Origin of the sequence: Microbacterium sp. CGR2 (assembly GCF_003626735.1) — a bacterium.
In the GTDB taxonomy this organism is placed as follows: Bacteria; Actinomycetota; Actinomycetes; order Actinomycetales; family Microbacteriaceae; genus Microbacterium.
This window is the reverse complement of sequence record NZ_RBHX01000001.1, coordinates 281,953-295,435: the sequence shown is the minus strand read 5'-3', so window position 1 is coordinate 295,435 and position 13,483 is coordinate 281,953. Positions and strand designations below refer to the sequence as shown.

The 13,483-nt window shown below is 67.2% G+C and carries 15 protein-coding genes; 8 read left to right on the top strand and 7 right to left on the bottom strand.

From position 1 onward, the window contains the following. The first annotated feature begins 6 nt into the window (after positions 1 to 6). Positions 7 to 849 (top strand): polyphosphate kinase 2 family protein, encoded by an 843-nt coding sequence (locus D7252_RS01580; RefSeq protein ID WP_120773791.1) that lies wholly within the window; start codon positions 7 to 9, stop codon positions 847 to 849. A 1-nt stretch (position 850) separates the two neighbouring features. Here the strand turns inward: D7252_RS01580 and D7252_RS01575 are convergent, their stop codons facing one another. Continuing rightward, positions 851 to 2,104, bottom strand: coding sequence for an isochorismate synthase MenF (locus tag D7252_RS01575; protein ID WP_120773790.1), 1,254 nt, complete (start codon positions 2,102 to 2,104; stop codon positions 851 to 853). A gap of 54 nt (positions 2,105 to 2,158) precedes the next feature. Between D7252_RS01575 and D7252_RS01570 the strand changes: the two genes are divergently transcribed. The 6 genes from D7252_RS01570 (at position 2,159) to D7252_RS01545 (ending at position 8,132) form a co-directional block, all read left to right on the top strand. Continuing rightward, complete coding sequence (locus tag D7252_RS01570; protein ID WP_120773789.1) at positions 2,159 to 2,722, top strand: hypothetical protein; 564 nt, start codon at positions 2,159 to 2,161, stop codon at positions 2,720 to 2,722. A gap of 56 nt (positions 2,723 to 2,778) precedes the next feature. After that, the gene (locus tag D7252_RS01565) at positions 2,779 to 3,438 is read left to right on the top strand and encodes a ubiquinone/menaquinone biosynthesis methyltransferase (protein ID WP_251050826.1); all 660 of its coding nucleotides are present in this window, start codon (positions 2,779 to 2,781) and stop codon (positions 3,436 to 3,438) included. A gap of 47 nt (positions 3,439 to 3,485) precedes the next feature. Then, entirely contained in the window at positions 3,486 to 4,547 is a 1,062-nt protein-coding gene (locus tag D7252_RS01560; protein WP_120773787.1) for a polyprenyl synthetase family protein, read from the top strand. A gap of 58 nt (positions 4,548 to 4,605) precedes the next feature. Beyond that, positions 4,606 to 5,979 carry an FAD-dependent oxidoreductase gene (locus D7252_RS01555; RefSeq protein ID WP_120773786.1) on the top strand — a complete coding sequence of 458 codons (1,374 nt, stop codon included), beginning with the start codon at positions 4,606 to 4,608 and terminating at the stop codon, positions 5,977 to 5,979. 65 nt (positions 5,980 to 6,044) lie between these two features. Further along, positions 6,045 to 7,088, top strand: coding sequence for a hypothetical protein (locus tag D7252_RS01550; protein WP_120773785.1), 1,044 nt, complete (start codon positions 6,045 to 6,047; stop codon positions 7,086 to 7,088). 39 nt (positions 7,089 to 7,127) lie between these two features. Continuing rightward, positions 7,128 to 8,132 (top strand): alpha/beta hydrolase, encoded by a 1,005-nt coding sequence (locus tag D7252_RS01545; protein WP_120773784.1) that lies wholly within the window; start codon positions 7,128 to 7,130, stop codon positions 8,130 to 8,132. 7 nt (positions 8,133 to 8,139) lie between these two features. Here D7252_RS01545 and D7252_RS01540 read toward each other — a convergent pair whose 3' ends face one another. Beyond that, positions 8,140 to 8,769, bottom strand: a complete 630-nt coding sequence (locus D7252_RS01540) for a GntR family transcriptional regulator (RefSeq protein WP_120773783.1) — start codon at positions 8,767 to 8,769, stop codon at positions 8,140 to 8,142. Positions 8,770 to 9,110: 341 nt separating this feature from the next. On the opposite strand from D7252_RS01540, the gene D7252_RS01535 reads away from it, so the two are divergent. After that, on the top strand, positions 9,111 to 9,539 hold the full coding sequence (locus D7252_RS01535) for a hypothetical protein (protein WP_120773782.1): 429 nt from the start codon (positions 9,111 to 9,113) through the stop codon (positions 9,537 to 9,539). A 220-nt stretch (positions 9,540 to 9,759) separates the two neighbouring features. Here the strand turns inward: D7252_RS01535 and D7252_RS01530 are convergent, their stop codons facing one another. The 5 genes from D7252_RS01530 to D7252_RS19890 form a co-directional block, all read right to left on the bottom strand. Then, positions 9,760 to 10,185, bottom strand: a complete 426-nt coding sequence (locus D7252_RS01530; protein WP_147406677.1) for an AlpA family transcriptional regulator — start codon at positions 10,183 to 10,185, stop codon at positions 9,760 to 9,762. 26 nt (positions 10,186 to 10,211) lie between these two features. Continuing rightward, on the bottom strand, positions 10,212 to 10,808 hold the full coding sequence (locus D7252_RS01525; protein WP_147406676.1) for a hypothetical protein: 597 nt from the start codon (positions 10,806 to 10,808) through the stop codon (positions 10,212 to 10,214). A 90-nt stretch (positions 10,809 to 10,898) separates the two neighbouring features. Further along, positions 10,899 to 11,537 carry a DUF3800 domain-containing protein gene (locus D7252_RS01520; RefSeq protein ID WP_120776738.1) on the bottom strand — a complete coding sequence of 213 codons (639 nt, stop codon included), beginning with the start codon at positions 11,535 to 11,537 and terminating at the stop codon, positions 10,899 to 10,901. Between the two features lie 137 nt (positions 11,538 to 11,674). Further along, the gene (locus D7252_RS01515) at positions 11,675 to 12,937 is read right to left on the bottom strand and encodes a phage major capsid protein (protein ID WP_120773779.1); all 1,263 of its coding nucleotides are present in this window, start codon (positions 12,935 to 12,937) and stop codon (positions 11,675 to 11,677) included. Between the two features lie 242 nt (positions 12,938 to 13,179). After that, a complete protein-coding gene (locus D7252_RS19890; RefSeq protein WP_183055132.1) occupies positions 13,180 to 13,476 on the bottom strand; it encodes a hypothetical protein in 297 nt (98 codons plus the stop codon). Between the last annotated feature and the right edge of the window lie 7 nt (positions 13,477 to 13,483).

Sequence of the window (13,483 nt, the reverse complement as noted above, 5' to 3'; positions counted from 1 at the left end):
GAGCGTATGAACGCGCACTCCTGGACGCAGTTGCTGCGGATCGACGACGGGTTCCGCCTCGCTGACCTCGACCCCGACAGCAAGCCCGGCTATGACAAGGGCAAGGCGCACGGTGCAGAAGACCTCGCCGCGGGCCTCGAGAAGCTGAACGAGCTGCAGGAGCGCCTGTACGCCGAGAGTCGGGTGGAGACGGACGCCGATTCCGTGCTGCTGGTACTGCAGGCGATGGATTCCGCGGGCAAGGGCGGAATCGTGCGGCACGTCGTCGGCGCTGTCGATCCGCAGGGGATATCGCTCGCCGCGTTCAAGGCGCCCACCGAGGAGGAGCGAGCCCACGACTTCCTGTGGCGCGTCGAGAAGCGCCTCCCGGAGCCCGGCTTCATCGGCGTCTTCGACCGCTCCCACTATGAAGACGTTCTGATCGGTCGGGTGCGCGAACTCGCGGACCCCTCCGAGATCGAGCGCCGGTACGACGCGATCAACGAGTTCGAAGCCAGAGTGGCGGCATCCGGCACCCGCATCATCAAGGTGATGCTGCACATCTCCGCCGACGAGCAGAAGGAGCGGCTCATGAAGCGGCTCGAACGCCCCGACAAGCACTGGAAGTACAACCCGGGCGACGTCGACGAACGTCTGCTGTGGCCGCGATACATGGACGCCTACCAGGCCGTGTTCGAGCGCACCTCGACCGAGGCTGCGCCCTGGCACGTGGTGCCGGCGAACGCCAAGTGGTACGCGCGCCTCGCCGTGCAGGAACTGCTGCTCGCCGCCCTCGAAGACATCGACCCGCAATGGCCGGTGGCGGACTTCGACGTCGAGGCCGAGAAGAAGCGCCTCGCCGCCAGCTGACTCAGGCCAGCGCGTCCACCAGGGGGCGGAATTTCACGCGCGTCTCGAGCAGTTCGGATTCCGGATCCGAGCCGGCGACGATCCCGGCGCCGGCGTACGCGGTGACGCGGATGTCGTCTTCGGCGGTCGTGAACTGCGCGCACCGCAACGCGATCGCCCATTCGCCGTTGCCGGCGGCATCCACCCATCCGACGGGGCCCGCGTAGCGGCCGCGGTCGAACGGCTCCAGGTCGCGGATCGCGGCGATCGCTGCGGGGGTGGGCGTGCCCGCGACGGCGGCGGTCGGATGCAGAACGCGCACGAGATCGAGCGCCGATTCGCCGTCTGCCAGCTCGCCTTCGACGTCGGTGGCCAGGTGGAACAGATTCGGCAGCTTCAGGAGGAAGGGCTGCTCACTCGCAGCGAGGGCGCGCGTATGCGGCCGGAGCGAGGCGAGCACGCTCTGCACGGCGTACTGGTGCTCGTCGAGGTCTTTGGTGCTCGACGCGAGGTGGGCGGATGCCGCGGTGTCGGCATCCGCGTCGGCGCCTCTGCCGATCGTCCCGGCGAGCACCCGCGCGGTCACCGTGCCGCTGCGAACGGTCACCAGGGTCTCGGGGCTCGCGCCGATCAGGCCGTCGACGGCGAACGCCCAGGTGTCGGGGTAGCCGCTCGAGAGCGCACGCACGAGACGACGGAGGTCGGAACCGGCGGGGATGCTGCCGGTGAGGTCTCTCGCGAGAACAACCTTGCTGACTTCACCGTCGGCGATGCGGGCGAGAGCGTGGCGTACCGAGTCCTGGTAGCCCTGGGGGCTCTGCGCGCCCGGGCCGACCGTCCCGGCCCAGTGCGGTCCGTAGGGCTGCGTGGGGAGCTCCTCAGCGCGTCGGGTGTCGGTGGCGAGGCGGATGCGCGTCCGCCAGAACCGTCCGCCGTGGCGTCCGATGATCTGCGTCGGCAGGATCAGCACGCTGTCGGCGGCCGATTCCTCGTCGAACGTGAATGCTCCGAAGGCGACGAGACCTGTTCCGGGAAGGCCGATCGGGTCATCGATCTCCGCTTCGGCGGCCATGCCTCGCCAGAAGGTCGCCAAGGCGGCAGCGCGCGACACGTCGGCTCCTGCCGGTGGTCGGATCTCCGCGAACGGCTCGCCGACAGACACGATTCCGTCTCCGCGCCGCAGCCACGCGAGAGGACGCGACGGGTCCGCGTAGGCCAGGAGATCCTCGACCGGGTCGATCTCTCGGGTCTCCACGACCAGGTGGGTGTAATGCACGCCTCCAGCCTAGGCCGCGGCGGTGGCGGGGGAGCGGCCGTCTAGGGTGGGCGGATGAGCGATGCACGTCCCGAAACCGGCACCGAGATGATCTTCCAGTGGCGCAAATGGGACGGGTCACCGCACTGGCGCCATGAGAGCGTGTACCTCGGTGCAGATCAGTGGGGTGACTGGATCGGACAGCCCGTCGGGTGGCACAGTGCGCGCCCCGGCGCGGAGTTCATCGCACAGGCGCCGGATGTCACCCTCGTGCCCAGGCAGACCGACTTCGCCCTCACGGTCAACCGCGATCACCCTCGCGGGATGCGCATCTACATCGACCTCGGGTGGGACATCCGGTGGTCGGACGATCCGCTGCTGGCCACCGGCATCGACATGGACCTCGACGTCGTGCGGGTCGAGGGGGACCGTGGCACGTGGGTCGACGACCGCGACGAGTGGGAGGAGCACAGCGCGCTATACGGCTATCCGGCCGATGTCATGACCCGCCTGGAAGCACTCGCCCTCGACCTCGAACAGCGCGTTCGCGCCCGCGTCGCCCCGTTCGACGACGCCACGGCCGACCCCTGGCTCGACCGGCTGGAAGCGCTGGGCCTCGCGCCTAGACTGAACCCGTGACTTCGAACGAGAAGAACCGCGCCGATCTCGGCAAGGACCCTGCGCGCGTCAGCGGCATGTTCGACCAGGTCGCTGCCGGCTATGACCGCACGAACACGGCGATGACCGTCGGGAACGACGCCCTGTGGCGCGCCGCCACGACGCGCGCCGTCGCTCCGAAACCGGGTGAGCGCATCCTCGATCTCGGTGCGGGAACCGCGTCGTCGTCGGCATCCCTCGCGCGGAGCGGCGCTCAGGTCGTCGCCGCCGACTTCTCCCCGGGAATGCTCGCCGAGGGGCAGCGCCGCCACGGAACGATGCGCAATCTCTCGTTCGTCCAAGCGGATGCCACCGACCTGCCGTTCGCCGATGCAGAGTTCGATGCGGTCACGATGTCATACGCCCTGCGCAACGTGAACGAGCCGAAGAAGGCCCTCCGGGAGCTGCTTCGAGTCGCGAAGCCGGGCGGGCGCCTCGTCATCAACGAGTTCTCCACACCTCCGGGCGCGTTCTTCCGCGGGGCATACCGCTTCTACAACTCGCAGGTGCTGCCGCGGGTCGCCCGTGTGGCGGGCACGAACGGCGACGCGTATGACTACCTCAACGAGTCGATCCGCGAATGGCCCGACCAGAAGAGACTGTCCGCCTGGATCCGCGAGGCCGGCTGGACCGACGTCGCGTACCGCAACCTGTCGTTCGGCATCGTCGCCCTGCACAGAGCACGCAAGCCCGAGTGAACATCTCGGGCGCAGATCGCCGCACACGACGAAGGTAGGCTGAGACCGTGACTTCGAGCCCCATCGCGCCGGGTTCGCGACTGGCGAGCCGTCTCGGCTTCAGCGACCGCGTCTTCATCGGCCCCGCCGCCCGCCGTGTGGCCCGAGAAATCGAGAACGGCCTCGAGCGGGTCGAGACGGGTCTCGCGGAGGACGTGCGCGTCGCCGACCCCCTCGCCGACGCAGCCAGCCGGTACCTCTACGAGGCCGGGGGCAAGCGCATCCGACCCGTTCTGACCCTGCTCGCCGCGCAGTTGGGCGACGGCAACACCGACGAGGTCATCGATGTCGCCAAGGCACTCGAGATCACCCACCTCGGCTCGCTCTACCACGACGACGTCATGGACGGCGCCGATCGTCGGCGGGGGGTGCCGGCCGCGCACGCCGTCTGGGGAAACAGCATCGCCATCCTGACCGGCGACATCCTGTTCTCCCGCGCCAGTCAGCTCATGTCGCGGCTCGGCGAGCGTGCCATCCGCCTGCAGGCCGACACCTTCGAGCGCCTCGTGCTCGGTCAGATGCACGAGACGATCGGTGCGCAGCCCGACGACGACCCCATCGATTTCTACATCCAGGTGCTCGCCGACAAGACCGGTTCGCTGATCGCCGCGGCGACGCAGGCCGGTGTCATCTTCTCCAACGCGTCCAGCGAGTATGAAGAGCCGATGCGCGGCTACGGCGAGAAGATCGGTGTCGCGTTCCAGCTGCTCGACGACGTCATCGATCTGTCGGCCAAGCCGGAAGACACCGGGAAGGTGCCGGGCACCGACCTGCGCGCCGGTGTTCCGACCATGCCGTATCTGCTGCTGAAGGCCGAGTCCGACGCGGCTTCCGCCGACCTCGCCGCACGTATCGACGACGGCGTCGCCCGCATCGCCGACGGCGCCGACCCGGCCATCCTCGACGGGCCGCTGACCGAACTGCGAGATCACGCCGTCACCCAGAAGACCCTCGAACTCGCGCACACCTGGACCCGGGATGCGGTCGATGCGCTCGCACCGCTTCCCCGCGGCACCGTGCGCGACGCACTCACCCGATTCGCCGAGACCCTCGCCGACCGCTCCAGCTGATCTGCACGGGCGGCCTGACGGTCGCGCGACGGATGCGACGGCATACGAAAGGACCTCCATGACCAAGCTCAGACTGGCCATCGTCGGCGCAGGCCCCGCCGGCATCTACGCCGCGGACATCCTGCTGAAGGCGGAGCGCAAGTTCGACGTCTCGATCGACCTGTTCGAGCAGCTCCCGGCACCGTACGGCCTGGTCCGCTACGGCGTCGCACCCGACCACCCCCGCATCAAGGGGATCATCGGTGCGCTCCGCGAAGTGCTCGACCGCGGCGACATCCGCCTGTTCGGCAACGTCCGCTTCGGCGAGGACATCACCCTCGAAGACCTCAAGCGCCACTACAACGCCGTGATCTTCGCCACCGGTGCGATCCGCGACACGTCCATGGACATCCCGGGCATGGACGCCGTCGGGTCCTACGGGGCAGCGGACTACGTGAGCTGGTTCGACGGCCACCCCGACGTCCCGCGCGAATGGCCGTTGGATGCGGCATCCGTCGCCGTGATCGGCAACGGCAACGTGGCCCTCGACGTCTCGCGGATGCTGGCGAAGCACGCGGAGGATCTCCTCGTCACCGAGGTCCCGGTGAACGTCTACGAAGGCCTCAAGGCGAGCGCTGTCACCGACGTGCATGTCTTCGGTCGTCGGGGTCCGGCGCAGGTGAAGTTCACACCTCTGGAGCTGCGCGAGCTCGGCGAACTGCGTGATGTCGACATGGTCGTCTACGACGAGGACTTCGATTACGACGAGGCTTCGAAGGATGCCGTCGCCAGTAACAAGCAGGTCATGGTCATCGACCGGATCCTGCAGTCGTGGCGCAAACGCGACTCGGTGAACAACGCGGGCGGCACTGCGTCGCGGCGGCTGCACCTGCACTTCTGGGCGCGTCCGGTCGAGGTTCGCAAGGACGAGAACGGTCGCGTCGCGGCGCTCGTCTACGAGCGCACCCGGCCTGACGGGCAAGGAGGTGCGGTCGGCACCGGCGAGATGCGTGAAGTGCCGATCCAGGCGCTATATCGGGCGATCGGCTATTTCGGGTCCCCGCTCCCGGGTGTGCCGTTCGACAAGAAGCACGGCGTCATCCCGAACCGCGAGGGGCAGGTGCTCGCCAAGGACTCCAACCAGAACGTTGCCGGCATCTACGCGACCGGGTGGATCAAGCGCGGACCGGTCGGACTCATCGGTCACACCAAGTCCGATGCGATGGAGACCGTGCGGCACATCATCAACGACCAGGGTTCGTGGTGGCGTCCGGAAGACCCCTCGGAGGAGTCGATCCCGGCGCTTCTGCAGGAGCGCGGTGTGAAGTGGACCGACGTGGAGGGCTGGCATCGCCTCGACGAGCACGAGGTCGCGCTGGGCGCGCCGGAGGAGCGGGCCAGGGTCAAGGTCGTTCCCCGCGAAGAGATGGTGCGCGTCTCGCGCGGTGAGTGACCAGCTTCACCGGATCGTTGCGGTGCGCTCCCGCTTCTCGGGGAGCGCACTCCTAAGCTGAGGGCATGCGACCGCGTTCTCTCCTCGTCTTCAGTGCGGTGGCGCTGCTCTTGCTGTCGGGCTGTGCGCCGACGCCCGAGCCGGAGCCCACGCCGTCGACATCGGAATCCGCCGATCCGGCGACCACACCGACACCGACACCGGAGCCGATCGTGGAGCCGGAGACGGCGTTCGACGTCACCTGCGATGACGTGGCCGCCGAGATGGCGCCGCTGGTCGGAGAGGTGGCCGGCGAGGTCGAAGCGGCCCTGTCCAGCGTCTCCATGCCCAACTGGTACCCCGGGCCGGCGCGTCACGCTTTCTCGCGGGCAGGCGGCGTGGCGTGCTCCGCGGGGGACGAGGAACGCAGCTGGGAAGTCACCATTCTTCCCGGCGCGCAGGCGGTGACGGAGGGGGCTGCGAATCGCGGCGGCTACTGGGGTGAAGAGGCCCGGTGCGAAGAGAGTGGGATGTGCTTCTTCCAGGTCATCGACGGCGACATCCTGGTCTCCGGCCAAGTGGCCGATCCCGAGCTGACGGCGGACGACGCGGAGCCCATCGCTGCCGCTCTTCGGCGTCTCGGCGCTTCGGCGACGGAGACCGTGAAAGACGTGGAACTGCCGCCGAGCGACATCGTCGGCGCGGATTGTGCCCGGTTCCTCACCACCGATGAGCTCGCCACCGAGCTCGACACGGAGGTGTTCCTCATCGACACCTTCGGCGGCTGGGGCATCCCGTCCGAGGTGTACCAGACCGTCAACGGCGCGCGGATCTGCTACTACGCGTCCGGCGAGAGTGAGTACGAGTCGCAGGGATACCTGATGGTCACGACCCTGCCGGGAGGCGCTTGGGCCTTCGAACGGATCGAGGGTGGGAGCGAGGTGGATGTCGAGGGAGCGGATGCCGCGTTGTCCGGCACCGATGAGTTCGACCGCCCGGTCCTCGACCTTCGGGTGGGTCCTGACTGGATCCGACTCACCACCTACGAAGGCTCGGGGGTCCGCGACCTCACGCCCGTGGCTGAGCTGATTGTGCAGAACTACACGGTGGGCCGTCCGGCTGCGCCGTGAGTCGACCGATCCGCGCAGCGAGACGTTCGGGAGGGACGCATGGACGAATGGGTGCCTGATGTTCTCGGCGACGAGTTCGAGCAGCTCACCCTCGACCTCGGAGCCGACGAGCAGGGCCCGGTCGTCGCGACTCTCGTGCGGGCGTTGCCCGAGGAGCACAGTCGGTGGCAGCGGATGCGCGGTCTCCGGCCGATGCTGGAGGGCGTCGACGTGCTCTACATCCACGGCTGGTCCGACTACTTCTTCCAGAAGCGCCTCGCCCGATTCTGGACTGCGCGAGGGGCGCGCTTCTTCGCGCTCGATCTGCGGAAGTACGGCCGGAGCCTCCGCGAGGGGCAGACCCCGGGCTACGTCGCCGACCTGGCCACGTACGACCAGGACATCGCCGCGGCCCTTGCGACGATGGGGCATTCCGCGGAAGGCACCTCGGGGCGCCGGCTGGTGCTTCTCGGGCATTCGACGGGCGGCTTGACGCTGAGCCTGTGGGCTTCACGGCATCCGAAAGCGGCGGATGCCGTCATCCTGAACAGCCCGTGGCTGGAGTTCCAGGTGGCTCCGGTGCGGGCAGCGATCGCGCCGATGGTCGAGTTCCAGGCGCGGGTCCGACCGCTGGATGTCGCCCCGCAGATAGACCTTGGCTTCTACACGAGGGCGCAGCAGATGGTCGCCGACCCGGATGATCCGATGGACGTGAATCCGGTGTGGCGACCTGCGCAGACGATGGCCGTGTACGCCGGGTGGCTGCACGCGATCCTCTCCGGTCACAAGGCGGTGGCGGACGGGCTGTCCATCCCCGCTCCGGTCTGCGTACTCCTCTCGGCGCGCTTCGTGCCCCCGACGCGTTGGACCGACGAACTGACCGCCGCCGATTCCGTGCTCGTCGTCGACGACATCGCCCGCGCGGCGCTGCGGCTCGGTCCCTCGGTGACGGTGGAGCGGATCGACGGAGCGCTGCACGACGTCTTCCTCTCCCGACGGGCGGCGAGGGAAGACGCGTATCGGAGGCTCGCGCACTGGGTCACCGGCTGGCGCGCGGTGACCTGAACGCTCGTCAGAGGTAGTGCATCTCCCGGGCGAGACGTTCGGCCTCGACGCCGTCGCCGACGAGCACAGCGTCACGGAAGTCGGCGTAGATCTCCCGCATCCGTCGCTCGTCCTCCGGAGGCACCGACCACTCGCGGAGATTCCGGCGGATCGCCAGGGCGGACTCTGCCATCAGGGCACGATGCGGCACGTTGCCGCAGTGCTCTCCGAGGTAGGAGAAGACACTCCAGCGAGCGTCGACGGCCGGCTCGCTGCCGTCGAGCGCGCTGCACATCGGTTGCACGAGGGCCGCGAGGTATTCACGTTGTGGCGCGGTCAGGCGGGGGACGGCCGTCCGGGCGGCGATGCCGGCCTGATATCCGGCGAAGGCCAGCGCCTGCGCGGTGACGTCCTCCGTCACCGCGGTGACTTCGGTGTAGCGACTCGGGTACATGCTCACCATGCCGAGGCGCTCCAGGCGTTGCAGTGCCTCGCGCACCGGGGTGCGCGAAAGGCCGAGGTGCTCGGCGACGTCGAGGTCGCGAATGCGCTGCCCCGCCGGCAAGGCGCCGTCGAGGATCCGAGCACCGATGTAGCGGAACGCTTCGTCGGCGAGTAGCCGCTTGTCGGTACCACTGTTCTTCGTTCGTCTGTTCACAGACTCGCTCCCCGTTGAATGCGTCACGCGGGCGCGCCTGTTGCGCCCGGAAGGGCCCACTTCACCACGAATGCGAAAGGCGGCCGACGAAAGACGGGGGCGCTGGGGGAAGTGCCGTATCCGGAGGAGGTGCTTTGAGTGTTTCTGTGGGGACACTCAGTAGTGATGGAGGTGCGCGTGCGTAGTGCGGCGGGGGAGGGGCCGCGGTCACGGTTCAGCGACGGGTGACCCTCCGAGGCGCGGGTGACGAGGCATGTAGGCCGAAAGGGGGACAGCGCTCGGCTCCCGTCGGTCGATATCTTTGACCCGACGGACCGGAGAAGTCCACGAAAGGTGCTGACATGAAGAAGCGTTCTACCGCCCTCGCAGCTGTCGTCCTCCTGCTCGTCGGGGTCTTCACGGCTCAGCCAGCCAGCGCTGCTCCGACCGGCAACTGGCAGCCCTATCCCGGCGGGTTCAGTGCGCCGTCAAACTGGAACTGCGGCCCGACGAGCAACGGGCCCGCGGTGAGCGCGCAAGCATGCCTTGTGAGGAGCGGGAACTATGTTCAGGCTGCCACGATCGTGCGCAACCGCACTTCCAGCCAGGTCATCACGAGCGTGTATCAGGTTCTATCTTTTGGGGCGACGTCGGGGACCTGTGAGGCGTCGGGGATCGCGGCGAACAGTGTTTCGGTCTGCTTCACCAGCACTATCAACCACGCTTCCACCACTCGAGTATCCGCCGATGTGAGCGGCATATCGGGCTTCATCTACAGCCCCAACGGGTGACGGCGCGGCGCTCGGCGCATCCTGGGTCTTCGGCCCGCCGAGAAGGATCTCCTCGGAAACCCCAGGTCAGCGGGTAGCTTTACCGGTAGTTGATGAATCGCACCGGGATGGATGGTCGACGATGGCTAGCGGTGTGAGGCCCGGATTCTCGCGGATCTGTGGGTGTCTGCTGATGGGAGGAGTCGGTACTGGTGGAGCATTCTGCGGACTTTCTGCGGACTCAGAACCGAGCGGGCTTTCCGATCGTAGCTGCATCAGGATCCGTGACTCGGCCTGCCAGCCATCCATCGACATCGACCGCGTAGAAGACGTTCAAGCGCCCCTGCTTGAATCGCCTCGGTCCATTGCCTGCGGCGAGCAGGTTGCGGAACGTCTGGTAGGCGAGACCCGAGTACTTCGCCGCATCACGTGTGGTTAGTATCGGCGCACGCCGCTCACCGCTATGGATCGGTGGGTGACTGGCAGGTTCCGCTGCCCCCATCTCCTCTACGGCGTCACGCATGATGATCGCGGCCGCCGTGATTCGTTCAGAACGCGTCATGTCCGTTCCCGACTGGGCCGCATCTCGCTCGGCAAGTCGCACCAGTGCGGCCGCTGCGAGATCCCCGAACTCACGCCATGCGGCGTCGGAAGGCTCCGATGCCATCGCGGGAACTTCGCCATCCCCTTGCTTCAGTTCCCCCATAGATCAGACACCGTAGCTTCGTCGTCTTCTTTGCGGGCAGACGCTGTCGCCGCACGCGCGCGCGCCAGGTCTTCCAGGGCGCCGGCGACGGAGGTAAAGCTCTTTTCCTCGTACAGCTCCTGCGGCAAGATCGCCACCTTGATGTCTTTCTCGCCGAACGAGTACCCGTGGGACGCGATCGCCGCCGCGAGAGACCCCGTCTCGCGGAAGAACCGACCGAACAGCGCGGCATGGATGTGGCGCGGGGAGATCTTGTCGAAGGTCGAAGTCTTCGCTGGCCACTCGATCTCATCGATCGCGGCCACAAATTGCTCGCCAAGCTCGGTCGCAGCGTGTGAGACGTCTACTCGAAGTTGCGCGACTCCGTCGCGGCCGAGTGACTTCGTAACGTCCGGCTGCTCCTGAGCCAGCCGCCTTGCGATCGCCTCGGCTCGAGCTGGAAGCTCACCAGCTATCTTCTCGAGGCACTCCCGCTTCAGCTCGTCCGCGTGAGCTTCTGCCGCGCTCTCAGCCGCGATCGCGTCGCGCAGCGCCCTTGCCGTTTCGTCTGTCATGAGAGATATCGTAGGGCTCGCTTCCGACACGAGGCATTGTCGTTGATCTGGTGTACTCTGGCGGTGCCAGCGAAAAGAGGTCCAGGGGTCCTCTTCCCTTTCGGGATAGCTGGCACACTCTTACCCCCAGGGGCGAAACACTGTCCGCAAGGTGGGCTTTACATGTTGGTCGTGCCACTGGCCACCCTTGCCTTGCAGCGCCCGGTGCGTACTCCAGAGCGCATAATCCGCAACCTGCAATCCCCACGAAGTTGCGGCTTCCCAGACGCACAGCTCGATGTCGCGGTTCACTTGGTCGCAGACGTCCGTGAGTGCCGCCCGCGCCTGCGTCTGACGCTTCTTGGTTCCGAAGCTTCCTGCTACTACGACGATCGTGTCGCCGGGGTTTGAGACGCGATGGGCGATCTCCTTGAAGTGGAGGTACCAGGCGAGTTTGTAGAGGTACATATCTCCGCGGGCTCGCACGCTCCCGTATGCGTTGGGCTTGTAGAGGAACGTGGTGTCGAATCGGGGACCGAGCTCGCCGAGCACTTCGAACATCTCGTTCTTCGTAGGAGTGCTGTCGTTCTTCGCGTGGAACCCACGGGGAAGGTCGAGGCCCTTGGCGCTGAGCCCAGCGCGCAGCTGCAGACCGGCCCACAGCTCTGCGCCGTGCCCGTCAGGGAATGTGGCCGTGCCGAATCCAAAGAACCCCGACTCGGACGTGTTGTTGTAGTCGAGGTTGCCGGTTTCGTCGGCGTAGAGATAGATGCGGGCCACGGATCGCACTCTATCGCGGGCAATTGCTGGGCTTGGCGTAGACGCGGCCCCCTGCCAGGAGTGGGACAGGGGGCCGCGCGGTCGGCTGGCTACGGGGGTGAGAAGTCCCCGCACTGCAGGGCCAAGCCGGGCCTGGGTTACGCTCCTGGGTCGTCGAGCTCGACCTCGATGAACGCGGAGGGCTTCGTGGTGGCGAAGCCGTAGCGTCCCTCATGGCGGAACTTGACCTGGTTGCGGTCGAACAGGGGACCGGAGCCGTCGATGTCGAGGTGGTCGTCCTCGCGGATGAGCAGCTCGGTCTGGGTGAAGTCGCCGAGCAGCGCGCGCCCCTGCGGGATCAGCGGGGTGATGATGCGGTCGTACTCGCCGAGGAACTGATCGATCGACGTGCGGCCGGAGCCGAACAGCAGCGCGCCCGTCGCGCCGTCCTCGCGCAGCTGCGTGAGCGCCTGCCAGTCCTTCGAGTTGATGAGCCACGCGTTGGGCGTGACGAACGTGTCCTCGAGGGCGTAGCGGGCGTTCGTTAGCTGCTGCAGGGGTGTGGAGCCGGGTTCCCAGTCCTCGGTGAGGGTGCCGGGGGTGTTGAGAATGCCGAGCACGGGATCCTCGCCCTGTGTGATTACGACGCCGTTCGCGTCGACGACCTCCGGGACGAGCACGCCGGTGCCGAAGAGGATGTCTCGCTCGAGCGACTCCAGGAGGCCCTGGCCGAGCTGCAGCTGCAGGATCGAGATCAGGTTCCGATAGTCGTCGAGGAAGCGCTTCGGCATCGGTTCGGTGAGGTGCGCGTAGACGCGATAGCGGTCCTCGGCGTCATCGAAGGTGATGCCGGAGTTCGGCTTCTTCGCACCGTCGGGGACTGATCCGGCGTTCAGATCGCGGGCGGTCTGCCGGAGGTAGCTGAACGTGTTGCCGTGGTTGCCGTCGGCACCATCTCCTGAGGTCTTCGGCCGCCGCGGGATCAGCTGCAGGAGCGAGGTCGGTCGACCCTGCATCTGTACGACCTCGCGGAGGACGCTCGGGATATCGATCGTGCCGTTGATGAGCGCCTTGGCGCCGCCTGCGAGCTGCGCACGCTGGTGGATTACCCGCTCGATCCGCTCGCCCCAGGACTTGGTTGCGGCCCCTAATGCGCTGCGCGTGTCGGCGCCGGCGTAGCTGCGCTCGGGCGATTCGTCGAGTCCACCGAGAGCGTCCATGCTGACCGAGCGCTTCTGCGCTTCGACGTACTGGAGGTTCTTGAGCTCCTCCTTCAGCGCGTCGATCTGCTTCTCAACGGGTGTGAGAGCAGCGAGCCGCTCCTCGTGAGACTTGAATACCGTGCGGTCCTCGGTGATGGCGAGGGCTTTGATGGATGCGTCGGTGATCTGCTGCTGCAAGTCCTTGATGCGTGCGGACATGGGATGAACTCCTCAAAGGATCGGTGCGCGGAGAGTCGCGCGGATGCGGTGGGATCGCGGCGAGGCGGTCACGCAGCGTGGGTCGCGTGATGTGTCTCTGCCGCTTCGCACTCGGGGCTTCTCGGGGATCCTGGGCGGGGGCCGCCGGGAGATTCGCGACGGGGGCTTGGTAGCGCCGGAAGCGTCTCTCCGGGGGGCGCCGGCTGGATGCCGGATGGTGCCTCGAACGAGTTGCGTTGGCATCAGCTTAACGCGCCATCGTCGGTCCGTGGTGGACTTTCTATCGACACGATTCGGAGGACGCGAAGGCCGATTTTCAGGCGATCTCGCGCCTCGGTTGAGGTCCGGTCTTTCGCGAGCGATTCGATGGCGCCGGCGACGGTCACGCCGGCGCGAGCAACCGTGTCGGCCGGATGATTGCGCGCCGACGCGGCGAGCTGATCTGTCAGCGCGGCGACTGCCGATGGATCAGCGTGCCGAGAGAGTAGCCCGAGCTGCTCGCGGAGGAGAGCGTTCGTGCTCGGTTGGTTGTCCATCATGTCGATC

Bases quoted from the DNA above. Each gene is read 5' to 3' on its own strand.
- D7252_RS01545 (WP_120773784.1), top strand. From the start codon at position 7,128: ATGGACGAATGGGTGCCTGATGTTCTCGGCGACGAGTTCGAGCAGCTC.
- D7252_RS01550 (WP_120773785.1), top strand. From the start codon at position 6,045: ATGCGACCGCGTTCTCTCCTCGTCTTCAGTGCGGTGGCGCTGCTCTTG.
- D7252_RS01535 (WP_120773782.1), top strand. From the start codon at position 9,111: ATGAAGAAGCGTTCTACCGCCCTCGCAGCTGTCGTCCTCCTGCTCGTC.
- D7252_RS01570 (WP_120773789.1), top strand. From the start codon at position 2,159: ATGAGCGATGCACGTCCCGAAACCGGCACCGAGATGATCTTCCAGTGG.
- D7252_RS01555 (WP_120773786.1), top strand. From the start codon at position 4,606: ATGACCAAGCTCAGACTGGCCATCGTCGGCGCAGGCCCCGCCGGCATC.
- D7252_RS19890 (WP_183055132.1), bottom strand. From the start codon at position 13,476: ATGATGGACAACCAACCGAGCACGAACGCTCTCCTCCGCGAGCAGCTC.
- D7252_RS01580 (WP_120773791.1), top strand. From the start codon at position 7: ATGAACGCGCACTCCTGGACGCAGTTGCTGCGGATCGACGACGGGTTC.
- D7252_RS01515 (WP_120773779.1), bottom strand. From the start codon at position 12,937: ATGTCCGCACGCATCAAGGACTTGCAGCAGCAGATCACCGACGCATCC.
- D7252_RS01530 (WP_147406677.1), bottom strand. From the start codon at position 10,185: ATGGCATCGGAGCCTTCCGACGCCGCATGGCGTGAGTTCGGGGATCTC.
- D7252_RS01565 (WP_251050826.1), top strand. From the start codon at position 2,779: ATGTTCGACCAGGTCGCTGCCGGCTATGACCGCACGAACACGGCGATG.